This is a genomic window from Stenotrophomonas humi, from assembly GCF_001431415.1.
In the GTDB taxonomy this organism is placed as follows: domain Bacteria; phylum Pseudomonadota; class Gammaproteobacteria; order Xanthomonadales; family Xanthomonadaceae; genus Stenotrophomonas; species Stenotrophomonas humi.
The window spans coordinates 11,840-35,311 of sequence record NZ_LDJI01000041.1 but is presented as its reverse complement, the minus strand read 5'-3'; the positions used below and the strand labels follow the sequence as shown (position 1 = coordinate 35,311).

Sequence of the window (23,472 nt, the reverse complement as noted above, 5' to 3'; positions counted from 1 at the left end):
GGGAATGCTACCGCAGGGTGGGCTGGGGGGCTGTTTCAATCTGCAAGGTACCCTCTTGAACAGCCTCCCTTCCCGGTCCTCCCCATCGCCACACCTCCCCCACGTGCAGGAGCAGAAGGCTGCTCCGGGCTCGCACTGCAGGCATAATTCGCGCCCTTTCCTTTGATTCCGCCAGCCCGTGCCAACTCCGGCAAGCGCTGGCGGCAGGCGCGTATGTCCTTTCTGAACGCTGAACTGGCGCGGTGGCGCGCCAAGCCCCTGCGCGAATTGCTGGCCGGCGCGGTCGCCACCTTCGCGTTGATTCCGGAGGTCATCGCCTTCTCGTTCGTGGCTGGCGTGGACCCCCAGGTGGGTCTGTTTGCATCGTTCGTGTTGAGCATCGTGATCGCGGTGTTTGGCGGGCGGCCGGCGATGATCACCGCCGCCGCCGGCTCCGTTGCACTGGTGGCTGCACCCTTGGTCAGCGCGCACGGCCTGCCGTATCTGTTTGCTGCCGGGCTGTTGGCGGGTGTGTTCCAGGTGCTGTTCGGGGTGCTTCGACTGGGTGTGCTGATGCGCTTTGTCAGCAGTTCGGTGCGGACGGGCTTCGTCAATGCGTTGGCCATTCTGATCTTCTCCGCGCAGTTGCCGCAGCTGCAGGGAGCGACCACGGTCACCTGGATGATGCTCGGCCTGGGCCTGTTGCTGATCTACGGGTTGCCGCGCTTGCCGCTGCCGGGTGTGCGGGCGATTCCTTCACCTTTGATCTGCATCGTGGTGCTGAGCGCGCTGGCGTCGTGGTTGAAGCTGGAGCTGCCTACGGTTGCCGATCTCGGCAAGCTGCCCGATTCCCTGCCGCATTGGATGGGCTTGCCGGCGCTGCCGTTTGATCTGGACACCCTGCGCATCATCGCGATGCCGGCACTGGCCATCGCCATGGTCGGCTTGCTGGAGTCGATGATGACGGCGCGTGTGGTCGATGAGCTCACCGATTCGCCCAGTTCCAAGAACCGCGAATGCACCGGCCTGGGCGTGGCGAACATCGCGGCCGGGTTGTTCGGTGGCATCGCAGGCTGCGGCATGATCGGGCAGACCGTGGGCAACGTGAAGTACGGCGGCCGGGGTCGCCTGTCCACGCTGTTTGCCGGCGTGTTCCTGCTGGTTCTGATGGTGCTGCTGAAGCCGTGGGTGGCACAGGTGCCGGTGATCGCATTGGTGGCGATCATGGTGATGGTCAGCATCTCAACGTTCGACTGGCACAGCCTCGGGGCGCTGGTGCGACACCCACGGCTGTCTGGCGTGGTGATGCTGGCCACGGTCGTGGTGACGCTGGGCACACATAACCTTGCTGCCGGCGTAGGTGTTGGCGTGCTGCTGAGTGGTGTGTTCTTCGCGCTGAAAGTCGCCCAGCTGCTGCAGGTGCAATCGCACGAAGAGGCTGATGGCGGCCTGCGTTATACGGTGAGCGGACAGGTGTTCTTCGCCTCGGCCGATGCCTTCGTGGACGCATTCGACCCGCGGCTGTCGGAGGGGCACAAGGTGGTGATTGATCTGTCGCGCGCGCAGTTGTGGGACATCACCGCCGTGGCCGCGCTGGAGAAGGTGGTAAGCCGTTATCGCCAGCATGGCGTGAAGCCGCGCGTGCTGGGGCTGGACCGGCATGGCCGCACATTGCTGCGGCGGGTGCTGCGTGAAGGTGAGCTGGCGATCGAGGATGCGCCGGCAGGCCGTTGAATAATGGCTGTCGCAGGAACGGCCTTGGCCGCTCCTGCGAGGTTTTCCGGTTAGATCACATCCCACGCATAACCGCCGCGCTCCAGTACCGAGGCGGCCAGTGATTCGATGATTTCATCTTCATTGCGTTCCAGTCCTCGCACGTTCCGGGCCATGCGTCGACGTGCCTGGCGGGCGAACAGGCGTGCGATCTTGATCGCGTCATCCGCCGCCGGGTGCTTGGCCTCCACCAGGCTGTTCACCCGCGACAACACGCACAGCCCGACGAACAGATCGATGGCGATATCCGCCACGCGCTTCTGTGCATGCTGTTGATCGGCGATCTTCTTGCCGTGCGTGCGCAGCAGGCGATCAGATGCCTTGGACAGCTCCACCGAGTACTTCTCGCACAGCCGTGCCAAGGGACGCAGTGACTCGTCCAGCGGCGCGCGGATGCGGCCGGTGCCATAGCCGGTCGCTTCGCGTACGCGGCGGCCCGCATAGTCGCCGAGCACACCGAAACCCTTGATGGGGTCGTTGAAGATGCCACCGACCGCGCTCTGCAACTCACTCAGTGTGGCGCCCACGCCTTTCAAACCATTGAGTGCCACATATAGGCGCAGGATTTCGTTGGTGCCTTCAAAGATGGAGAGGATGCGCGTGTCGCGGGTCATCTGCTCGTACGGCAGCTCGCGCATGAAGCCATTGCCAGCGGCGATCTGCAGGGATTCATAGCAGCAGCGCTGCACTGCTTCGCTGGCAAATACCTTGCTCATGGCCGCTTCCACCGAATAGTCGGTGCGGCCACTGTCGATCAGGTGCGCCACCATCCACACCGTGCTTTCCGCAGCGAAGCAGTCGGCGGTCATCTGCGCGATCTTTTCGCGCACCAGGCCGAACTCGGCGATCGGCTGACCGAACTGTTTGCGCTCGCTGGCCTGTGCGCACGCCATGCGGATCAGCGCACGCATGCCACCCACCGCGCCGCCACCCAAACCGGTGCGGCCGCTGTTGAGGATGTTCATCGCCACCTTGAAGCCCTTGCCGACCGGGCCGAGCACGTTGGCTGCAGGTACACGTACATCGTTGAACGCCACGGTGGTGGTGGATGAGGCGCGGATGCCCATCTTGTCTTCGTGCGGGCCGTGGCTCACGCCGTCCCACTTGGCTTCGACGATGAAAGCGGTGACCTTGCCTTCCGGGGTGTCGGTGCGGGCAAACACGGTATAGAAATCGGCGATGCCACCGTTGGTGATCCAGATCTTCTCGCCGTTGAGCGTCCAGCTGCCGTCGTCGTTGCGCGTGGCCTTGGTGCGGATGGCAGCGGCATCGGAACCGGCGCCGGATTCGGTCAGGCAGAACGCGGCGATCATGTCACCGCTGGCCAGTGACGGCAGATAGCGCTGCTTCTGCTCGTCATTGCCGAACAGCAGCAGACCCTTCATGCCGATGGAGCTGTGCGCGCCGACGGTCAGCGACACGGAGCTGTCGTGGCTGCTGGTCTGGCCCAGCACGCGCGCATAGGCGCCGTTGGACAGCGCCATGCCGCCGTATTCTTCAGGAATGATCAACCCGAACAGGCCCATGTCACGCAGGGCCTGGACGAATTCGGGCGGCTGCTCGGCATCGCGGTCGTACTGGCGCAGCTCGGCGGTCTTCTCCCCCAGGAACTGGTCGATGGCATCGGTCATGGCGCCGAGCATCTCGCGGTCACGTTCGCGGATCTGCGGATAAGGAAACAGGGCATCTTCGGCGATATGGCCGAAGAACAGCTGCTTGGCGATGCTTTCGTCCAGGTTCTGCGATGCAACCTCGTTCACGGGACAGCTCCTTTCAATGCAGGGGATGAACAGCCAGTGCCCAATCATCGCCCATGGGTATGAAAGGATCACGCATGGGTCGCAGCCATCGCTGGAACTTGCTGTCCTTGCAGCGGTCAGTGTTGTGCGCAGATGTGCCGTGGCAGGGCCGGTAGCCGCCCTGCGGAGTTCCCATGATGGACATGCATGCACTACCGCAGTCAGCCAGAACCTGTGTGGATCCGCACCGTTGCCGGCATGGCGGCATTGGCATTTTTATCGGCATTGGCGCGGCTGTTGCTGCAGGTTCCCGAGGCCGCGCCGACGGCGCGGGAGGCGCGGGTACAGCTGCGCTGGTTGCCGCCGGCAATTGCACAGCCAAGGAGCGTGGAGCCGCAGTTCGTTCCCGTGGAAGCCGTCCCTGATCCGGTTGCATCACGCGATCACGCTGCGCAACCGCTGCCCGTTGCGGCGCCTCGCGTACCCGCTGCGCCCGCGCCGGTGAAGCCCGATGGCACGTTGATGAAGCAGCTGTACGGCAGCGATGGGAGACCCGAGTTGCCGGACGCACCGGGCGAGCGTCAAAAGGCTTCGGTGGAGCGGGTGTTCGAGCATCGCGACGAACTGGCTACCGGCGTCGGCGAGCGCGCTACCGCCAATCTTTTCAGCGGCAAGAATGCCGGCACCAGCCAGTCACGCGTACAACGCGCGTTGTATGGGCGTGACATCCAGGCTGCCGAAGCACGGCGCCCTCCTGAAATTGCGTTCAACCCGGCATTGCATGAGCGCCAGGCTGACCTGGGCAGCGAAGCGACGGGGGATGCCTACAAGGCTGCACCGATCCGCTTTGAAAAAGTACCGGACATGAAAGGCGAAGCCAGCCGCCGTATCCGTGCCGCGATTGGCGCATTGGAAGTCCGCTACCCGCGGTGCGGCGCCGAACAGCGTACGCGCTGGATGGCGGCGGCACTGGCGCATCTGGATACGCTGCAGCGGGTTGAATACCGCTACAACAATGGTGCCGACCCGACCGAAGCCGAACACACCCTGCCAAGTGCGGCCGACAGCGCCTATGACCAGGCACGGCGCGCCCTGTGGGATGCCGAGCGGCGCATGAAGGCCTGCAGCTAGACAGTTCTGTCCCGTGCGGGGCGGTATGTGGCGCCGGAATGGCGGCTGTCTTGGCGGTGTGAAAGGCCTCTGATGACACGGTTTCTGTCGTGCTGCGGTGCAGCCTGGTCAATGCACGGACATATGCCGGTCAGAACGGGACAGGTTTCATAACCAATTGTTTTTGATGTGATTTCAGGCGTTCAGTGTGCCTAGAATCGGGGTTCTTACACGCTCCGGGAATGCGATGAAGTCGACCCTCTTGTTGTCATGTGCACTGGCACTTGTTTCCTCTTTTGGTTGTCAGGCCAATACCGCCCCCGCGCAGCAGGTGGGCGTGGCACCGGGCAACAGCCATCCGTTGCCCCGGCATGCATTGATTGGTTACCTGCACAATTTCGACAACGGTCAGGGCCTGCTGCCGGTGGGCGAGGTGGACAACAGCTGGGATGTGATCGTGCTGGCGTTTGCCGATGACATGGGCGAGGGCAAGGTCGCCTTCAATCCGGACCGCGCGTTGGACCGCACCCGGCTGATCGCCGACATTGCCGCCAAACGTGCGCAGGGCAAGATCGTGGTGCTGTCCTTTGGCGGCGAACTGGGCACGGTGACACTCAATACCCAGCGCGATGAAGATAATTTCGTGCGTACCACCGCCGAGGCCATCAACACCTACGGGCTGGATGGCATTGATATCGATCTGGAAAAGATTGCCGGTGTGGTGCATGGCGCCCCGGTCATTCCGCATCTTGTTTCCGCGGTGAAGCGCCTGCATGGCATGTATCCGAATCTCTATGTGTCGATGGCGCCGGAACACCCGTATGTGCAGGGTGGCTTTGTCTCGATGGAAGGCATATGGGGTGCTTACCTGCCGCTGATCGACGGCCTGCGTGGTGAGTTGGATCTGCTGCATGTGCAGCTCTACAACAACGGTGGGTTGCCAACGCCGTATCGCGCCGAAAAGTATCCCGGTGGCAGTGTCGACATGATGGTGGGCTCGGCCAGGATGTTGATTGAAGGTTTTGATCTCGCCGGCGGCAAGGGACGCTTTGAAGGCTTGCGCGCTGACCAGGTGGCGCTGGCATTGCCGTCGGGCCTGCGTGCGGCAGGCAACGGCTATGCGACGCCTGCCGACATCAACCGTGCCTTTGACTGCCTGACCACCGCAACGCGGTGCGATGAGGTGAAGCCATCGCAGCCGCATCCGCAGTTCCGTGGCGTGATGACCTGGTCGATCAATTGGGATGTCAGCGACAAGCGTGCATTCTCGCAGCCGGTGGGTGAGCACCTGCGCGCCGCCAACGCGCGTTAAAAGGCTGCATCGCTGCGTGGGCTGGGATTTCAAACCCGCCTACGCGGCGGCGTTTACCGGCTAGATGTCTGCGTTGATGCCCTTGCCGGCTTCGCGGCCGAAGCTGCTCCTACGTGGAAGGCATCCACTGGAAATGCACCAGGGTGACGGTCTCGTCGGCTTGGAAACCCGGGTACAGCCGTTGCATCACGGCCAGCAATCCTTCTGGTGTGCGGCAGGCCGGATCGTGCTCGTCGCGTAGATCGGCGGGTGTCAGCGTGTCGAAACGTCGAAGTTCGGTGAGCAGTGGCAAGGGTTCGGAATACCGACCCGCCCCCTGTTCGATATGCGCCTGCGCAGCCTCATGCCAGCGGTCTCCGCGCCGTACGCTTGTGTTGCGGCCGGTATGGAACTGCGGGTTGGTGAAGCCTAGCAGGGGCGTTTCGAGGTTCATGGTGGGTCGCTGAAAGCGGCCGTTCATTCTGGCTGCGATTGGTGAGATTTTCATCACCTGCCGTTCAAATAGGCGGGTTCAGCATCATCGGCCATTCCCTTGATCCGGTTCCGGCATGTCGCGCACGGCTGCGGTTGCACTGTTGCTGCTGTTGGTGGGCGTATGTGCGCCGTTGCAGGCGCGCACCATCTACCGCTGCGTGCAGAAAGGCACGGTGAGCATGGCCACTGCGCCGGAGCCAGGCTCGACCTGCAAGGCGATGACGGTGGACGACAACGCCGTGCAGACACCCAACCTGTGGGGCAATTTCGGCGTGTTCAGCGGCACCCTGTACGAGCGGGAGCAGGACGGCAAGCTGGTGTATTCCACGCGCAACCTGCCAGGTTCGCGGCCGTATCTGCGCTTCACCGCCGCCACCCCGCCAGGTGAGCCGGCACATGAAGGCTTGGGCCGGGTGGGCACGCCGCAGTTGGACCGACACGCGCGGCAGTTCCGTGCGGCGTCCAAAGCGACCGGCGTGGACGATGCCTGGCTGCGGGCGGTGGCCCATGCCGAGAGCGCGTTCGACGAGAAGGCCATCTCACCCAAGGGCGCGCAGGGCGTGATGCAGCTGATGCCTGACACCGCGACCGAATACGGCGTGACCGATCCGTTTTCCCCGGCCCAATCCATAGACGGCGGTGCGCGCTACATGAAGTCGTTGCTGGGGCGTTACAAGGGCGACCGCACGCTGGCGGCTGCCGCCTACAACGCAGGCATAGGCGTGGTTACCCGCTATGGCGGCGTACCGCCGTATGCGGAAACGCGGCAGTACGTGGACAAGGTGCTGGCGTTGTACTCGCGTTACCGCCAAGCCATGGGCACCGGCCCCGAGCGGCCGGCCCAGTAAGTGCCGTTCCGACGAGCACGTCGTCTGCCTATCGAAGCTGCAGTTGCTTCCAGCCGACGTGGTGCATCAGTTCGCGTACCACCAGCAACGCGGCGACGAACCGCGGCTGTGCCGGTAGTCCCACCGCATGTGCAGGCATGCCGGCGGCGACCTGCGCCACCTGGTTGAAACCGCGTTCCACATCATCGATACCCAGTTGCAGCGACCCGGTATCCGTACACCCCAGCAGCGATGGCAGCGCGGCCAGCGCCTCGTCGGCGGCGATCAGGACCTCCAGCGGATAGCTGCGCAATGCCGCCACCTGTGGCATCAACGCATCCTCGGTCAGGGCGATGGCGCGTTCGAGCGCCAGCTCCGACGGTGGAAAGTTCTGCAGTCCGGCTTCCAGCAGGCCATCCAGTGACAACGGCAGCACGATGGCCTCCGCTTCCGCAGGTTGCAGCGAGATGTGGCTTTGATCCATATGCAGACAGGTGTGCATGAGCGATGGGCTCCGGTGTGGCCGATGGGAGGTTTCCGCATGGGCTGTCAGCGTCTATCGTGCCTGCTCCGGAAAGGGATGGGTGTGGATGGAACGCAAATATTGGGTGAGCGCCGTTGTCGTCGTAACCGGGGCCGCGCTGGCTGCCAGCTTCCTGTGGGCGCCGCAGCCGCCATTGCCCAGCGGCCCGCTGGCGACACCGCTGGGCTGGCGGGCGCAGGTGGCGTTGCTGGGCGGTGATGGCATCGTCGGCAGTTCGCAAGGCGCGCCAGCGCAGACGCGCTTCAGCGACCCTTGGGGCGTGGCGATCAGCGGCGGCGTGCTGTTCGTGGCCGATGCCGGCGACAACAATCGCATTGTCTATCGTGCAGTGGATGGCAGGTTCCATGTACTTGCCGGTGGCCGCGAAGGCTTTGCCGATGGCAGTGGACAGGCGGCGGCATTCAACACGCCATCGGGTATCGCGGCGGACGCACAGGGCAACCTGTACGTGGCCGACACCGGCAATCATGCGATCCGCAAGGTCACGCCGCAGGGGCAGGTAAGTACGGTGGCCGGCAATGGCCGTCCCGGCTTTGCCGACGGCAACGGGGCGCAGGCGCAGTTCAACGGGCCGATGGGAGTGGCGGTTGGAAGCGAGGGTCGTCTGTATGTGGCCGATACCTGGAACGACCGCATCCGCGTCATCGAAACCGATGGCCGTGTTTGGACGCTGGCCGGTGGCGAGCGGCCGGGCTGGGCCGATGGCCCGGCCGCGCAGGCGCGCTTCGACACGCCCACCGATGTGGCGGTGGATGCGCATGGCAACGTTTGGGTGGCGGACCTGCAGAACAATGCACTGCGCACCATCACCCCGATGGGCGAGGTCAACACCCGGATGGGCGGCGGTGACAGCGAGCGCGTGCTGTGGGGGCCGATGACATTGGCGTTGACGCACGATGACGTGGTTTACGTGGGCGAGCGTTTGAGCGGGCGCGTGCTGCAGGTATCGCCCGCCGGCCATGTGGTGGCCGTGGCCGGCAACGATGCCGAGCGCTTCGCGCGGCCGGCCGGTGTGGCGGTAGCCGCAGACGGAAGTCTGGTGGTGACCGATGCCGATGCGCATCGGGTCCACCATCTGCAGCAACTGCCGGTCGGCACCGTGCCCCAACTGGCGGAGCTGGGGCCATCATCGGACAACCCGTTGCCGCGCAACGAAGGCCGCTGGCCATTGGCACCGCAGACCGGTTGGCATGAAGTGACCGGTACGCTGGGTGAAGTGCGCGGCAACTTCAGCGGCGAGAGTCGCCATCACCTGCACAGTGGTTTCGATGTGCGTGGCGATGTCGGGCAGACCGTACTGGCGATTGCCAGCGGCAAGGTCAGCAGCCCGGCCTCGACCTGGACGCTGGGAGGGCAGGCGGAAGGCTTCTCGCTGGACAAGCTCGATTACATCCACATGAAGGTGGGGCGCGACGCGGCGAACCGGCCACTGGATGCGGCACGCTTCCAACTGGTCAACGATGAGGCGGGGCAACTGGACCGCGTGCGTGTGCGCCGTGGTACCCGCTTCCAACCCGGCGATGCGCTGGGCAGCATCAACAACCAGGCACATGTGCATCTGGCCGTGGGACCTTCCGGTTACGAGCGCAATGCCGTGCGCCTTGGCTTCAGCAACTACGCCGATCACGTTGCACCGAAGATTGATGACATCGCACTGCTGGACAGCAATGACCAGCGTCTACGCGACAAGGTGGACGGCCGACTGCAGGTTGCCCGCGAAGGAGGCGGTCTGCAGCTGGTGGTGGAGGCGTGGGACCAGGTGGACAACAACCTGCCGCGTCGGCGGCTCGGCCTGTACGCGCTGGGGTATCAGATCCTTGATGCGAGCGGCCAACCGCTACCGGGTTACGAGCAGCCGCGCATGAACCTCATCTTCAACCGCATGCCGCCCCAGCGCGAAGCGGTGAAGGTGGCTTACGCCGCCGACAGCGGCATCACCGTGCATGGCAGCAGCAGCACGCGCTTCCGCTACGTGCTGACCAACACCGTGCGCGATGGACAACTGGCGACGGGATTGTTGCAGCCATCGGAGTTGTTGCCGGGCGATTACACCATTCGTATCACCGCCAAGGATTTCAGTGGGAACGAAGCGGTGGCGGGAAGGGAGTTGGCGATGGTGGTGCGGTGAGACGTGGTGGATTTTCCGGAGCGCATGCTTCCGCAGTACCGGGTCTGACCCGGCGGGTGACGGTGTAGGGGATGCCTAAGCGGAGCATTGTCCCGCTCTACAGCGTGTCGGGTCGGCTCCGGCGATAAAAAAAGCCCCGGCAAGATGCCGGGGCTTCAAGTACATCATTTAAGAGAGACTACCTTGCTGGCAGGTTTCTACGATCAGAAATCGTAGGACGCGGTCAGACGGACCGAACGCGGCGCGGTGTAGAACGTGCCGATGCCATAGGTCTCCGAGATCTTCTTCGGGCCCACTTCGTACGAGGGATCGCTCTGCAGCGGCTTCAGTTCGTTGAAGACGTTGAAGACATTCAGGCCGAATGCGAGCTTGTGCTCGGCGAAGGCCGGGCGGTACTGCAGGCCAAGATCCAGACGCTTGGTCCACGGCTGACGACCGGCGTCACCCGGACGCGACGGCTTGCCACCGCAGTAGTGGTAAGCGGACTCGTAGCCCATCGGATCGGTGATGTCGGTGCCGTAGTAGCCCAGGCAGCTCTTCGGCATGCCAGAGGCGACGCTCAGCGTTGCCGACGCGGTCCACTCATCGTTGAACTGATAGGCAGCAAAGCCCTTCAGCTGGTGGCGACGGTCGTTGGCCAGGTAACCACCGGCGTACTCCATCAGGTAGGAGCCGTCCCAGTCCTGGGTCTTGGACACGTCGTCCTGGCCGATATCCGACTTCACCTGACCTTCGGTGTTGCCGAAGCTGCGCGACCAGGTGTAATCCAGGCGGCCGTACCACTTGTCGCTCATCGGGTGTTCCAGGAACAGATCGATGGCAACGTAGTCACGCTTGGCCTTCTGGCTGCCGAAGCCCCAGTCGTGGCCGTTCATCTGCAGCTGGGTGTAGCCCGAGCCGTCGACATTGGCCAGCATGAAGGTGTTGGTCTTGCCCGGGTTGAAGATCAGGCAGCCCGGGATGGTCACCGAGTCCGGATCCACGCCAGCGGCGGACAACTTGTCGGCCATACGGTCCGGATCGCACACGTCATCGATGGCGGCTTGCAGGCGACGATAGGTGACCTTCGCACCCGTGTTCCAGGACTCACCCAGGGTCTTCTCGAACCCGAGGATCAGTTCATCCTGGTACTGCGACTTCAGATCGGTTGGAGCCACCGAGTACGGATCCGGCGCAACACCGTATTCGTTGTTCGACGACACCGGACCCGGGCCCAGCGCGTGCAAACCAGTCGGGTTGCCGTCAGCATCGATGCCCGAGTAGGTGAAGTATTCGCGGGTATAGGTGGATGCCGACGCGCCGCGGATGGCCACGCTGTTGGGCAGGGCCAGGTAGTAACGGCCAAGGTTGGCGAACACCTTCAGCGAGGAGTCACCGAACACGTCCCAGCTCACGCCAGCGCGCGGAGCCCACTGGTCACCACTTTCAACATAGGCAACCCCCGAGCTGTTGAAGTTGGTGAACTTGTCGTTGCGCAGGCCCAGCGTGACCAGCCAGTTCGGTGTGATCTGCCAGCGGTCTTCCAGGTAGTAGGCCTTCTGCTCCACGCTCATGCTGGTGGTGGTGGAGAAGATGTACTTCTGCACCATGTAGCCTTCACCGCCCGGGGGAGCGATGCCGAACTTGCTGTTCGGCGACTCGTTGGGATCGAGCTGGGAGTAGATCCACGCATAGCCCGGGCCAGTCATCGACTGACCCTCGTTGTGCGCGTTGTAGTACATGTTGTCGATACCGGCGGTCAGCTCGTGGTTGCCGATGCGGTATTCCAGATCCACGCGCAGGCCGCGGGTCTTGCTGCCTGCGTCGCTGGCCTTGCCTGCATTGGTCGCCTGCGAATTGCGGATCGGGGAGCCGCCGGTGATCGACGGGTCCTGATAGGCGGAACCACTGATGTACGGCAACGGCGAGTCGCTGGGGTTGGACGCAAGGTTGTCCTGCTTGCTGCGGCCGTAGGTAGCGCTCAAGGTCAAGTCATCGGTCAGGTAGCCGGTGTACTTGAAGATGTCGAAGGTGTCCTTGATCTTGGTGGTATTCGGATAGACACCGGTGCGCTCGCCACCGCTCAGGTCATCGTAGTCAAACGCGGTGTAGTAACCGGCCTGGCGGTCGGTGTTCTGGATACGGGTGTATTCCAGCGTGTTGTTGTCGTTGATGTTCCAGTCGATCTTGCCGTAGAACTTCGGCGAGCTGTAGCTGTAGTTGTTGCGTGCCTGCTGCGCCGACTCGATGTTGTTGGTGGACACGCCATCGGTCTTGTCGGCTTCGGCGGCGAGGTGCACGAACAGACGATCTTCGATCAACGGACCGCTGACGTAGCCGCTGTAGGTGGTCTGGGTCTTGCCGTCACCATCGCGGTAGCGGTAGATGGAACCGTCACGCGGGTACCAGACGTCACGCGGCGAGGCTGCCAGGCTTTTCGGCGACCAGGTGGTCTGCACGCCGAACTTCCATTCGTTGGTGCCACGTGCGCCGAGCTGATTGATCACGCCGCCGGTGGAGCGGCCGTAGCTCGCGCTGTAACCACCGGTATAGGTTTCCTGCTGATCGATGGAGCCATAGGGCAGGCTGACGCCGCCCAGATAGTTCAGCGGATTGGTGACGTTGTAGCCGTTGATGTAATAGGCGTTCTCGGAAACGCTGGCGCCACCGAAGGACAGCACCGAACGCGAGCCATTGGTGAACTCGCCGCTGCCGGCGATCACGCCCGGTGCAAGCAGCGCGATCGACTCGGCACTGCGACCCAGCGGCAGCACGGCCAGCTGCTCGGAGGTGACCACCGACTTGGAAACGGTGTTGCTTACGTCGATCTTCGGGATGTTGGCAGCAGTGACAGTCACCGCATCCAGGGTGGTTGCGCCTTCACTGCCGAAGGAGACTTCGGTGCCGGCGCCGACGCGCAGCAGCACGTTCTCGCGCTTGTCGACCACCTGGCCGTCGCGCTGCAGGGTCACCGAGTAGTTGCCCACCGGCAGCGAGCCAAGGTTGTAGCGGCCGTTGGCGTCGACCGTGGCGGTGCGCTTGAGGCCGGATTCGTTCTGTACGGTGATGGTGGCGCCAGCGGCCGCGGGGGCGTTGCCGAACAGGGAGCCGGTGGTGCTCTGGGCGGAGGCTGCGGCGATGACCGAGGTCAGAATTACCGCGAGCGCGGTGCGCTTCAGTCGGACTGTTTGCTTAGCACTGCTCATTGAATTCCCTTGATCTATAAAAACGATTTCGTGTCTTGAGCTGACTCGGATGAAATTTCCGTTACAGCTGAACGAAATATTAATTTCATTTCATCCAACTTTGCAATATCAGTTGCAACTAAATTTAAGTGCATGAAAAAAAAGGAATTTAATTGTTAAATTGAATGTGAATGGGGAGCTTGAGGCTATTGCCGACGCGATAATCGAACTGATTTTTGGGGCCGCAGGGCCATGCCCTTGAAAAAAAAAGACCCCGGCCGAAGCCGGAGTCCATGGTTGGCAGTGAGGCACCTCAGCGCATCCCACTTTCGATCTTCAGCGTCTCAGGAAGTTGAACCACACTGACAAGCGTGGGAAGCGGTAGGTAGACAGCCTGCCGTCGCAGCCAAGTGGTGGACACGGTGCAGGGGATCAATTTGCGGGGTTCGCATCCCTTGCAATGACTTGCCGGTCCAGCACCTTGATGCTTGTAGAGATCAGAGCCTGGAGTTGGCCGTCGGCACTGAATCCGGCGGCTCTCATGCCCCCAATCGCAGCCGCTCGGCCTCCAGATCATCCAGCGGCCTTACCTCGATGCTTCCATACGCCGACCATGGAAACTGCTGGGCGATTCGCATCGCTTCATCCGCGTCGGCCGCCTCGATCAGGTTGAAGCCGGCCAGTATTTCGCGCGTCTCGGCGAAGGGGCCGTCGGTGATGCGGGCCTGGCTTTGACGGGTACGCAGTGTCTGCGCGGTGTGAGTTGGTTGCAGTTTCTGTGACAGCAGCAGTGTGCCGTTGGCCTGCAGGTTGTCCGCGTGCTGGATGCAGTACCGCATCAGCGCGTCGTACTCGCTTGCCGGCAATGCCTCCAGCAGTGCTGGCTCGATGTAGATCAGCAACAGGAATTTCATCGCACTACGCCTTGTAGGGAAGGCGCTCATCTTGCCGCACACGCGCTGCTGCATTGCCGCATTAATTCGTTCAGAAAAAGAGTGCCGGGCAATGTCGAGAACGCGTGCGCTGGTTCGTCGTACTTGTTGAAAGCCGGCAATGGGCGGGCGACGGAGATGCTGCGATGAAGGTGATTGTGTTGGTGAAAGCCTCGGCTGATACCGAGGCCGGCGTGATGCCCAGCGAGGCCGAATTGGCGGCGATGGGCGCATTCAACGAACAGCTGGTCAATGCCGGAGTCATGCTTGCCGGCGAGGGCCTGCACCCCAGTGCGAGGGGAGCGCGGGTGCGTTTTGACGGTATCGCCGGGCGCAGTGTGATTGATGGCCCGTTCGCCGAGACGCGCGAACTGGTGGCCGGCTTCTGGTTGTGGCAGGTGCGCTCGATGGCCGAGGCGGTGGAGTGGCTCAAGCGTGCGCCGTTCAATACCGAGGGCGGTGAGCCGATGGAAGTCGAAATCCGCCCGATCTTCGAGGCCGAGGACTTCGGTGCCGCCCTCACTCCGGAATTACAGGCGCAGCAGCAACGTCTGCAGAACCGCATCGACAACAAGCTTTGACCCACACCACGAAACGAGGAGCAACACCATGAAACTGATTCCGTTCCTGGGCTTCAGCGGCAACACCCATGAGGCGATGGCGTTCTACGCCAAGGCACTTGGCGGCAAGGTGGTTTCGGAGATGAAGTACGGCGATATGCCGCCGAGCCCGGATATGGACATGGAAGGTTGCGGCGGCTTCACGCCGGATGCCGACCAGGTCGCGCACTGCCAGCTTGAAGTAGGTGCGGCGATCCTGATGGCCGCCGATGGTCCGCAGGCAGAGGGGCAGACCGCCACCACCATCAACGTCGACGTGGACAGCGTCGAGGAGGCCGAACGCGTGTTTGCCGCACTGGCCGAAGGCGGGCAGGTGCAGATGCCACTGGCGGAGACCTTCTGGGCAAAGCGCTGGGGAATGCTGGTGGACCGCTACGGCAAGCCGTGGATGGTCAACTGCATGAAGCCGATGGAAGGAGGCAAGTAATGACGACCACGCCACAGATGATCTTCGTCAACCTGCCGGTGCGCGACCTGGAAGCATCGAAGAAATTCTTCGCAGCGCTGGGGTACAGCTTCAATCCCCAGTTCACCGATGAAAATGCTGCCTGCATGGTCATCAGCGATGCCATCTTCGTGATGCTGCTGGTGGAGCCGTTCTTCCAGACCTTCACAACCAAGCCGCTGAGCGATGCACGCAAGCAGGCTGAAGTCATCACCTGCCTGTCGGCGGAGAGTCGTGTGGCGGTCGACAAGCTGGTGGACAAGGCGTTGGCTGCGGGTGCCACCGAACCCATGCCGGCGCGCGACTACGGCTTCATGTATCAGCGTGGCTTCCAGGATCTGGATGGCCACCTGTGGGAAATCGCGCACATGGATGGCGAGCCCGGCTGAATCACCGCGTGACCGTGCCGCCATGGCGGCCGGTCGGCGCGCAGTGCACATCACGAAGGAGATACCGATGAGTTACGTCGATGGTTTCGTATTGCCGGTGCCGCAGGAGCGGCTTGCCGAGTATCGCCGCATGGCACGCAAGGCCGGTGCGGTATGGAAGGACCATGGTGCATTGGCTTATCTGGAGGCGGTGTCCGATGACGTCAGATCGGGCAAGCACACCTCGTTCCCGCAGGCGGTGAAGCTGAAGCAGAACGAGGTCGTGGTCTTCGCCTACATCGTCTACCGCTCGCGTGCGCACCGCGACCGCGTCAACGCCAAGGCGATGGCCGATCCACGTCTGGCGGGCATGGATGCCAAGGACATGCCGTTCGATGGCAAGCGCATGTTCTGGGGCGGTTTCAAAACCTTCGTTGATCTGTGAATGCGCAGGCCCCCGCAGCGCTGCGGCCAGGAGCGAACGGGCAGGGACGCGAGCGCCTATCGAGCACATGCAGATGCACCAATCCACCTGAAACAGGCAGTTGATGCTTGCGTGCGCATCGGTGCGATGGTGTGATCGTTGCCTGATGGAACACGCAGATCTCCAGCAAAGGCTCGATACATTGTGGCGGATGGAATCGCCGCGCCTGGTCGCGCGCCTGGCACGCATGCTGGGCGATCTGGACAGTGCTGAAGAGCTTGCCCAGGACGCGCTGCTGGCCGCGCTCGAACACTGGCCGACGCAGGGCCTTCCCGACAACCCCGCCGCCTGGTTGATGGCCACCGCACAGCGGCGCGCCATCGACCGCCTGCGGCAACGGCGGCTGCATGCACAACGGCAGACGCAGGTGCTGGACGAGCAACAGGATTACGTCATGGGCGCGGATGCGCAGGATCATGTGGATGACATTGGCGACGACCTGCTGCGGCTGGTCTTCGTTGCCTGTCATCCGCTGTTGCCGGCCGACGCGCGCGTGGCACTCACCTTGCGCCTGCTGTGCGGCCTGACCACCCATGAGATTGCCCGCGCCTACCTGCAGCCGGAGCCCACCATCGCCCAGCGGATCGTGCGCGCCAAGCGGCTGCTTTCCGAGCGCCAGGTACCGTTTGAGGTGCCACGTCGGCACGAGCTGACACAGCGGCTGCAGTCGGTGCTGGACGTGGTGTACCTGGTCTTCAACGAAGGCTATGCCGCCAGCGGCGGCGATGACTGGACGCGTCCCACCCTGTGCGAAGAAGCGCTGCGGCTGGGCCGCGTGCTGGCCGGGCTGATGCCCAACGCCATTCCCGTACTGGGCCTGCTCGCCCTGATGGAACTGCAGGCCTCGCGACTGCGTGCACGCACCGGTGCCGACGGCGCAGCGGTGCTGCTGCTGGACCAGGACCGCAGTCGCTGGGATTGGCTGCAGATCGGGCGTGGGCAGGCGGCGCTGGAGAAAGCGCTTGAGCTGCACGGCGGCGATGATCCGTATGTGCTGCAGGCGGCCATCGCCGATTGCCACGCGCGTGCCCGCCGTGCCGAACAGACCGACTGGACCCGCATCGCCGCGCTATATGCACGTCTGGGTGAGGTGATGCCCTCGCCGGTGATCGAACTCAACCGCGCCGTGGCCGTGGCCCAAGCGCAGGGGGCGGAGGCCGCCTGGCCGCTGCTGGAAGCCCTGCAGCATGACGAGCGACTGCAGGGCTACGCGCCATTGGCGGCGGTCCGTGGCGATCTGCTGGCCCGGCTCGGCCGTAATGCCGAGGCGCGCGCAGCGTTCGAGCAGGCGGCCGCGCTCAGCGGCAATGCACGTGAAAGCCAGGCGCTGAGGGCACGTGCGGCGGCCGTGTCCTCCGGCACTGCGCACTGAGCCGGGCAGCTGGCTACACTCCATGGGTTGCCCGACCAGTGGAGAGAACGCGTGAAGCGAGTAGTAGTCAGCCTGTTGGCGATGTCGATATCCACGGCCCTGATGGCCGCACCGCCCAAATTTGATGGCGCGCGGATTTCGGCCGATGTGAAGGAGCTTTCCTCCGATGCCTATGAGGGCCGTGCGCCGGCCACGGCGGGCGAGCAGAAGACCGTGGCCTACCTGAGCCAGCAGTTTGCCGCGGCCGGCCTGCAGCCGGGCGGTGATCTGAAGGACGGCCAGCGCTTGTGGACCCAGGCGGTGCCGTTGCTCAAGGGCGATATCGTCGGAAAACCGCAGCTCACGTTGACCAGCCAGGGCAAGCCGCAGACGCTCACCCAGGGGCAGCAGGTGGCGGTGCGTGCGGCGATGAACGGCGACAGCCAGGTGGCCATCAACAATGCGCCGCTGGTGTTTGTTGGCTACGGGGTCAAGGCCGCCGAGCGCAACTGGGACGATTTCAAGGGCGTGGACCTGAAGGGCAAGATCGCCGTGGTGCTGATCAACGACCCGGATTTTGAAACCGGTGCCGGCGATTTCGACGGCAAGGGCATGACCTATTACGGCCGCTGGACCTACAAGTACGAAGAAGGTGCGCGTCAAGGCGCGGCCGGCGTACTGATCGTCCACGAAACCGCACCGGCCTCCTATGGCTGGGCAACGGTGGCTGGATCCAACACCAACACCATGTTCGACGTGGTGCGCGACAACCCGGCCGAGGCGCATCCTGCGCTGGAAGGCTGGGTGCAGCATGATCTGGCGGTGGCGATGTTCAAGCGCGCCGGCCTGGATTTCGAGGCACTGAAGAAGCAGGCGCAGTCGCGTGACTTCCAGCCGGTGGAACTGCGCGGTGAGACCTTCTCGGCCAACTACCAGGTCAAGAACGAAGTCATCACCTCGCACAACGTTGTCGCGCGCCTGGAAGGCGGCAGCCACGCCGACGAGACCATCATCTACAGCGCGCACTGGGACCACATCGGTGTGGGTGAGCCGGACGCGCGCGGCGACCGCATCTTCAATGGCGCGATGGACAACGCCAGCGGCACCGCTGCGTTGGTCGAGCTTGCGCGGGGATTCGCCGGACAGCCCAAGCCGCAGCGCTCGGTGCTGTTCCTTGCCGTGACCGCGGAGGAAAAGGGTTTGCTGGGTTCGGAGTACTACGCCAGTCATCCGCTGTATCCGCTGGCCAAGACCGTGGCGGTGATCAACATGGACGGCATGGCGGCAAGCAGCCCGTCGCGTGATTTTGGTATCTACGGCTCGGCCAAGATGGACCTGCTGGACCAGCTGAAGGATGTCGCCAAGGGCTGGGACATCCGCTACACGCCGGACCCGAAGCCGGAGGCCGGTCTGTTCTTCCGCTCCGATCACTTCCCGTTCGCCAAGCGTGGCGTGCCGGCGCTGTCGTACGCGGCCGGGCAGGACTGGATCGACGGTGGCGTGGAGGCTGGCAAGAAGGCCTCCGACGACTACACCGCCAAGCGCTATCACCAGCAGGGCGACGAGTGGCAGGCCGAGTGGACCTTTGCTGGCGCGGTGCGTGATCTGGAGGTGGTCTATACGCTCGGCGAGAATCTGGCCAACTCACGCGCCTGGCCGAACTGGAGCCAGGAAGAAGCCTTCCGCGCGGTACGCGATGCGAGCGCCGCAGAGCGGAAGTAACGCAGCGTCTGCTTGAAGCTTGAAGCCCCTCTCCCGCTGACGGGGTGAGAGGGGCGGTTTACGAACCACCAGTTCTCTGCCCATTGAGGGCCCTTGCGCCAGCGCAAGGGCTCGGGCGCGGAACGAGGGTGAGGGTAGGGGGCGCCATGCAGTGATGAATTCCTGCACCACATCAAAAGCACCCTTTCCCTTGCCATTGATTCGCCACCGCTTCGACCACACTCACCTACCATTGGCCTTCGCAACAGCAGGGAACATGGATGGCGAACAAGGGATTATGGAGCGGGATGGTGTGGCTGGCTGGCATGGCTTCGCCGTTGTTGGCGAATGCCGGGCCGTTGCCGCCGGAGTGGCAGATACAGCCCACCACGCAGCAGGAAATTGATGGCGGCCTGCCTTCCGCGCTGCGATCACCGTTGCTGACCAAACAGAACAAACCCCTGCAGCAGGTCGACATGCTGGTCGCGTTGCCGTTCGAACAGGTACTGCCGGTGGTGCAGGCTGCGCTGGCGCCGTTGGGCCGTTTTGAGGGCAACGTCAGCAACACGCGACTGGCCTACATGGAACACGGCTGGGGCGATGTGATGATGGCGCGGCGGCCGGAATTGAAGGCTGAGTACGTGCGTCGCTTCAGCAAGCCCGAGTTTGATCAAGCCGTGGCCGATGGCGCCTTGTTGGCCGAGGAAGTGCCGGTGCGCATGGCCCGGCTGGAGCGTGATCCCACCTTCGACGCACAAAGCGACAAGCTGCCCGCATTGCAGGCGACTTTCGCCAGCTGGTCGGCTAGTGCCGATCATCGTCACGGAATCGTCGGTCGCGCGAAGAGCACCATTGAAGCGCGCGTAATGCAGGTGGATCAGGCCATCGGTCGCCCGGCCACCGTGGTCACTCTGCGCCGTGTCGATGACTGGCCCAACCCGGACGGCGGCCTCGTCGGCCAGCTGCGTGCATTGGCCGATTTCAACATTCTCAGCAGCGGGCCGTCGGCGCGGTTGAGTCGCAGCCGCGTGCCCGAATCCATGTTCGCGCCGGTGTTCGATGCATTGCGCACCTTGCCCGGTGCATCGATGCAGTTGGGTACCAGTGCCCGCGACTGGATTCCCGCGCCCAAGCCTGTGGCCTCCATCATCGAGCCGCAGCGCCGCGCGCCGGATGGCAAGCAAAGTCTCGACGCCACCCAGGTGCTGGCAGTGAATCGCGTGTTGTCGGAGCAGACCTTCGACCTTGCCGACATGTTGCCGATGGCCGACGGCAGCGTGCTGTTGGTGCAGCCCTATCCGTTCACTCTGATGCAGTGGTCGCCTGCCGATGGCGTCACGCCGCGTACGTTGTGGAAGAGCCCGAGCGACCATGTTCTGCGCTGGCTGCTTGCCGGTGACCGGCAGGGACGCTCGGCGTATCTGGCCAGCGAAACCCAGGTGTTGCGCCATGACGTGGGCACGTCGAACGTCGTGGTCCATCCGCTGGGCTTCGATACACCGGACATGCGCAGCAACTCCTATCTGCGCTACACGCATGACGGTGACGGCGTGCCGTTGCCGTATCTGCACGACCAGGTTGGCAAGCGTGATGCCCTGAGCCTGTGGACGCTGGCGCAGCAACCTGCGGCCGATGGCACGCGCTGGGAATACGCGCGTCGTTTCGCCGCGCTGCGCCAGGACGTGATGGACCACCGCTTCCCCGGCAACACCCAGCTCAAGCCGGTGCAGTGGGATGGTCCGCGACCGAACGTGTGGGCGGAAGATGCCGCAGGGCTGACCGAACTGGATGGCGACAACGGCCGCGTGCTGCGCGTGTTGCCGCTGCCGCGACGCTTCGGCAAGGTCAATACGCAGGACGACACCGGCATGGCGCAATGGACGCCGGCACCGTTCGGTTCGGTCAAGGGCAACTGGATCGCGGTGGGCTTCGTGCTGATGGACGGTGAGCAGCGCAATCCCGGCATGCATGTGGTCGACGTGACCAGCGGCAAGGTGCGTTATTCCTTGACCCTGCCGGGCCGGGATTCGCTCAACGCTGCTGCCGGCTCGCCCGATGGCCGGCTGCTGGCACTGGGCGGCAATGGCGGTGGCGTGGTGGGGGCATTGTGGAATCTGGATACCGGCCAGTCCTTGTTGCTGCGCAGCGGCAAGCCGGGCTGCTGGGACCTGCGCCAGCTGCGCTGGAGCCCCGACGGCGCGACCTTGTGGGGTCGCTGCGGCGATGGCTTGGTGCAGTGGGTGCTGCCGGCGGAATGGCGCTCGGCCGCCGCTGGCTGAGGCGCAGCCAGCGCACGGAAAGGGCGGTTGCGCGATGGATTGATCTGCCTTGCCGGGCTTCCGTCGCCTGAATCCCCGGTTCCGTCGCATGGCCCTTGTGCCGTGGCTGCCGGCACTTATCCTCGACACCAGCTCTTCACTCCGGCCCCGACCATGCTAGCCAGCCTCTTTCTCGGTTTCCGCATTCTTGCTGTCTGGGCACTCATGCTGGTGGTCGGCGGCTTCCTGTGGAGCGGCCTGTTCAGCGGTATGGACGAGCCGCCGGGCTGGATCTACGGCCTGCTGGCGATGACCTTGATGGTGTTCACCCTCAGTGCCATCGTCGGCCATATCCGCCGCGTCTCGCTGATTGCCGACCGCCTCGACACGCAGACGTTGGGCAACCGCCATCGTCGCCAGGTGGAGCTGCCGTTGGATGCGGCCACCGCGTTCCGTCTGTTGGAGCAGGTCATCGGCCAGATGCCCCGCCTGGAAGGATTCGAGCGTTCGGTGGGTACCCTGCAGCTGCGTGCCACACAGCGTCGCGCCGATCCCTATGGCGACCGCCCGCCGTCGCGCTGGAACCTGCTGGCGCGGCTGGCGATCAAGCGCAACCAGATCACCGCGCGGGTGGTTCCGGGCACCGATACCAGCAGCGTGACGCTGTTGTTTGAACCCGATGCCGGTGCCTGGGTGGACCTGCTGTTGTTGGATGAAGGCAGCAATTTCGAGAACGCCGAGGCGGTAACGCATGCGCTGAGCGGCAAGGTGGCCGAGCAGCGCCGTGAAGAGCGCGAGCAGGCGGCACGTACCGAAGCGGAGAAGGAACTCACCGTGGCCCGCCTCAACCTGCTGCATGCGCAGGTCGAGCCGCACTTCCTCTACAACACGCTGGCCAACGCGCAGGTGCTGACCCGGTCCGACCCCGAGCGCGCCGAGCAGATGCTCGGCCACCTGATCCACTACCTGCGCAGCTCGCTGCCGGGCATCGATCAGTCGGTGTCCACGCTGGGCCAGGAGCTGGAACGCGTGCATGCCTATCTGGAAATCCTGCGCATCCGCATGGGCGCACGCCTGGCGCTGCATATCGACGTGCCCGAATCGCTGTACCACGTCGCGTTGCCGTCGATGTCGCTGCAGACGCTGGTGGAGAATGCGATCAAGCACGGGCTGGAGCCCAAGTCCGGCGGTGGCACCGTGTGGATTCTGGCGCGTGAGCTCGGCGGTCAATTGACCGTGACCGTGGCCGACGATGGCCAGGGCATCACCACGCACAGCAACGGGACCGGCATTGGCCTGAAGAACCTGCGTGAACGCCTGCGCCTGACCTGTGGCGAGCAGGCCTCGCTGGCGATGGTCTCCAACTTCCCCAGCGGTGTGGCGGCGACCATCAGCCTGCCGTATGTGGCACCCGCGCCGCCGCCCGCAACAGCAAAAGTAGGCGTGGTGATTCCGCCGGTGCCGGAGTACCCGCATGTCCCTTGAAGCGCTCATTGCCGAGGACGAGCCCCTGCTGCGTGAGGCATTGCGGCAGCAGCTGCAGCGCTTGTGGCCGGAACTGCAGGTCGTGGCCGAATGCGAGGACGGCGCCGCGGCGCTGGAAGCACTGGAAAGCCATCAGCCGGACCTGGCGTTCCTTGATATCCGCATGCCTGGCATCACCGGCATCGATGTGGCCCGTGCACTGCAGAGTGTCAGCCCGCAGACCCAGGTGGTGTTCGTCACCGCCTACGACCAGTACGCCATTGCCGCGTTCGAACAGGGCGCGGTGGACTACCTGCTCAAGCCGGTGACCGACGAACGTCTGCTGGCCACGCGTCAACGCGTGCTGGCGCGGCGACAGGCCGGAATGCCCGACCCCGCCATGCTGGACCGGCTACTGAAGCAACTGGTGCAGCAGCCGGGCACGCCGCAAACCGCACCGCCGCTGGCCTGGGTCACCGTCAGCAATGGCCGCGAGACGCGCCTGGTGATGCTCGACGATGTGCTGTATTTCCGCGCCGACAGCAAATACACCTCGGTGGTCACCGCCGAGGAAGAACTGTTGCTGCGCAGCTCGCTGCGCGAGTTGGCGGCGGTGCTGGACCCGCACTGCTTCCGCCAGGTGCATCGCTCCACCATCGTCAACATGAAGGCGGTGGTGTCGGTGAGCCGCGAAGAAACCGGGCGTGGCGTCCTGCGCCTGAAACATCGCAGCGAGACGCTGGTGGTCAGCCAACCTTTCATGAGTCTGTTCCGCGGCATGTGATGCCGCCACCGCTTT

Annotated in this window: 19 protein-coding genes; 14 read left to right on the top strand and 5 right to left on the bottom strand. The window is 63.9% G+C overall.

Going from position 1 to position 23,472, the window contains the following annotated elements; translation table 11 throughout:
* Positions 1-213: 213 nt before the first annotated feature.
* On the top strand, positions 214-1,713 hold the full coding sequence (locus ABB26_RS17155) for a SulP family inorganic anion transporter (protein WP_057635939.1): 1,500 nt from the start codon (positions 214-216) through the stop codon (positions 1,711-1,713).
* 50 nt (positions 1,714-1,763) lie between these two features.
* Here the strand turns inward: ABB26_RS17155 and ABB26_RS17150 are convergent, their stop codons facing one another.
* Positions 1,764-3,512: an acyl-CoA dehydrogenase family protein gene (locus tag ABB26_RS17150; RefSeq protein ID WP_245626262.1), complete on the bottom strand. Its 1,749-nt coding sequence runs from the start codon at positions 3,510-3,512 to the stop codon at positions 1,764-1,766.
* Positions 3,513-3,698: 186 nt separating this feature from the next.
* On the opposite strand from ABB26_RS17150, the gene ABB26_RS17145 reads away from it, so the two are divergent.
* Both ABB26_RS17145 and ABB26_RS17140 read left to right on the top strand, forming a co-directional pair.
* A complete protein-coding gene (locus ABB26_RS17145; protein WP_152982738.1) occupies positions 3,699-4,622 on the top strand; it encodes a hypothetical protein in 924 nt (307 codons plus the stop codon).
* Positions 4,623-4,848: 226 nt separating this feature from the next.
* A complete protein-coding gene (locus ABB26_RS17140; protein ID WP_057635935.1) occupies positions 4,849-5,913 on the top strand; it encodes a chitinase in 1,065 nt (354 codons plus the stop codon).
* A 109-nt stretch (positions 5,914-6,022) separates the two neighbouring features.
* Here the strand turns inward: ABB26_RS17140 and ABB26_RS17135 are convergent, their stop codons facing one another.
* On the bottom strand, positions 6,023-6,346 hold the full coding sequence (locus tag ABB26_RS17135) for an ASCH domain-containing protein (protein ID WP_057635934.1): 324 nt from the start codon (positions 6,344-6,346) through the stop codon (positions 6,023-6,025).
* Positions 6,347-6,461: 115 nt separating this feature from the next.
* Between ABB26_RS17135 and ABB26_RS17130 the strand changes: the two genes are divergently transcribed.
* Complete coding sequence (locus ABB26_RS17130; RefSeq protein ID WP_057635933.1) at positions 6,462-7,235, top strand: lytic transglycosylase domain-containing protein; 774 nt, start codon at positions 6,462-6,464, stop codon at positions 7,233-7,235.
* A 28-nt stretch (positions 7,236-7,263) separates the two neighbouring features.
* Here ABB26_RS17130 and ABB26_RS17125 read toward each other — a convergent pair whose 3' ends face one another.
* Positions 7,264-7,716: a hypothetical protein gene (locus ABB26_RS17125; protein WP_152982737.1), complete on the bottom strand. Its 453-nt coding sequence runs from the start codon at positions 7,714-7,716 to the stop codon at positions 7,264-7,266.
* Between the two features lie 88 nt (positions 7,717-7,804).
* Here ABB26_RS17125 and ABB26_RS17120 point away from each other — a divergent pair, with 88 nt between their 5' ends.
* Positions 7,805-9,886 carry an NHL repeat-containing protein gene (locus ABB26_RS17120; RefSeq protein WP_057635931.1) on the top strand — a complete coding sequence of 694 codons (2,082 nt, stop codon included), beginning with the start codon at positions 7,805-7,807 and terminating at the stop codon, positions 9,884-9,886.
* A gap of 203 nt (positions 9,887-10,089) precedes the next feature.
* Here the strand turns inward: ABB26_RS17120 and ABB26_RS17115 are convergent, their stop codons facing one another.
* Positions 10,090-13,071, bottom strand: coding sequence for a TonB-dependent receptor (locus tag ABB26_RS17115; protein ID WP_057635930.1), 2,982 nt, complete (start codon positions 13,069-13,071; stop codon positions 10,090-10,092).
* A gap of 518 nt (positions 13,072-13,589) precedes the next feature.
* The gene (locus tag ABB26_RS17110; RefSeq protein ID WP_057635929.1) at positions 13,590-13,964 is read right to left on the bottom strand and encodes a YciI family protein; all 375 of its coding nucleotides are present in this window, start codon (positions 13,962-13,964) and stop codon (positions 13,590-13,592) included.
* Between the two features lie 164 nt (positions 13,965-14,128).
* Here ABB26_RS17110 and ABB26_RS17105 point away from each other — a divergent pair, with 164 nt between their 5' ends.
* The 9 genes from ABB26_RS17105 to ABB26_RS17065 all read left to right on the top strand — a co-directional run bounded on the left by ABB26_RS17105 (position 14,129) and on the right by ABB26_RS17065 (position 23,457).
* Entirely contained in the window at positions 14,129-14,563 is a 435-nt protein-coding gene (locus tag ABB26_RS17105) for a YciI family protein (protein WP_057635928.1), read from the top strand.
* A gap of 28 nt (positions 14,564-14,591) precedes the next feature.
* On the top strand, positions 14,592-15,029 hold the full coding sequence (locus ABB26_RS17100; RefSeq protein WP_057635927.1) for a VOC family protein: 438 nt from the start codon (positions 14,592-14,594) through the stop codon (positions 15,027-15,029).
* The gene (locus ABB26_RS17095) at positions 15,029-15,436 is read left to right on the top strand and encodes a VOC family protein (RefSeq protein ID WP_057635926.1); all 408 of its coding nucleotides are present in this window, start codon (positions 15,029-15,031) and stop codon (positions 15,434-15,436) included. The genes ABB26_RS17100 and ABB26_RS17095 overlap by 1 nt, the downstream gene beginning before the upstream one ends.
* 67 nt (positions 15,437-15,503) lie before the next feature.
* Positions 15,504-15,860 carry a DUF1428 domain-containing protein gene (locus tag ABB26_RS17090; RefSeq protein ID WP_057635937.1) on the top strand — a complete coding sequence of 119 codons (357 nt, stop codon included), beginning with the start codon at positions 15,504-15,506 and terminating at the stop codon, positions 15,858-15,860.
* 145 nt (positions 15,861-16,005) lie between these two features.
* Complete coding sequence (locus ABB26_RS17085) at positions 16,006-17,271, top strand: RNA polymerase sigma factor (protein WP_057635925.1); 1,266 nt, start codon at positions 16,006-16,008, stop codon at positions 17,269-17,271.
* Positions 17,272-17,322: 51 nt separating this feature from the next.
* Positions 17,323-18,972: a M28 family metallopeptidase gene (locus tag ABB26_RS17080; protein WP_057635924.1), complete on the top strand. Its 1,650-nt coding sequence runs from the start codon at positions 17,323-17,325 to the stop codon at positions 18,970-18,972.
* Between the two features lie 260 nt (positions 18,973-19,232).
* Positions 19,233-21,230, top strand: a complete 1,998-nt coding sequence (locus ABB26_RS17075) for a hypothetical protein (protein WP_152982736.1) — start codon at positions 19,233-19,235, stop codon at positions 21,228-21,230.
* 153 nt (positions 21,231-21,383) lie between these two features.
* Entirely contained in the window at positions 21,384-22,694 is a 1,311-nt protein-coding gene (locus tag ABB26_RS17070) for a sensor histidine kinase (protein ID WP_057635922.1), read from the top strand.
* Positions 22,684-23,457, top strand: coding sequence for a LytR/AlgR family response regulator transcription factor (locus ABB26_RS17065; protein WP_057635921.1), 774 nt, complete (start codon positions 22,684-22,686; stop codon positions 23,455-23,457). Before ABB26_RS17070 ends, ABB26_RS17065 begins: the two co-directional genes overlap by 11 nt.
* Positions 23,458-23,472: the final 15 nt, after the last annotated feature.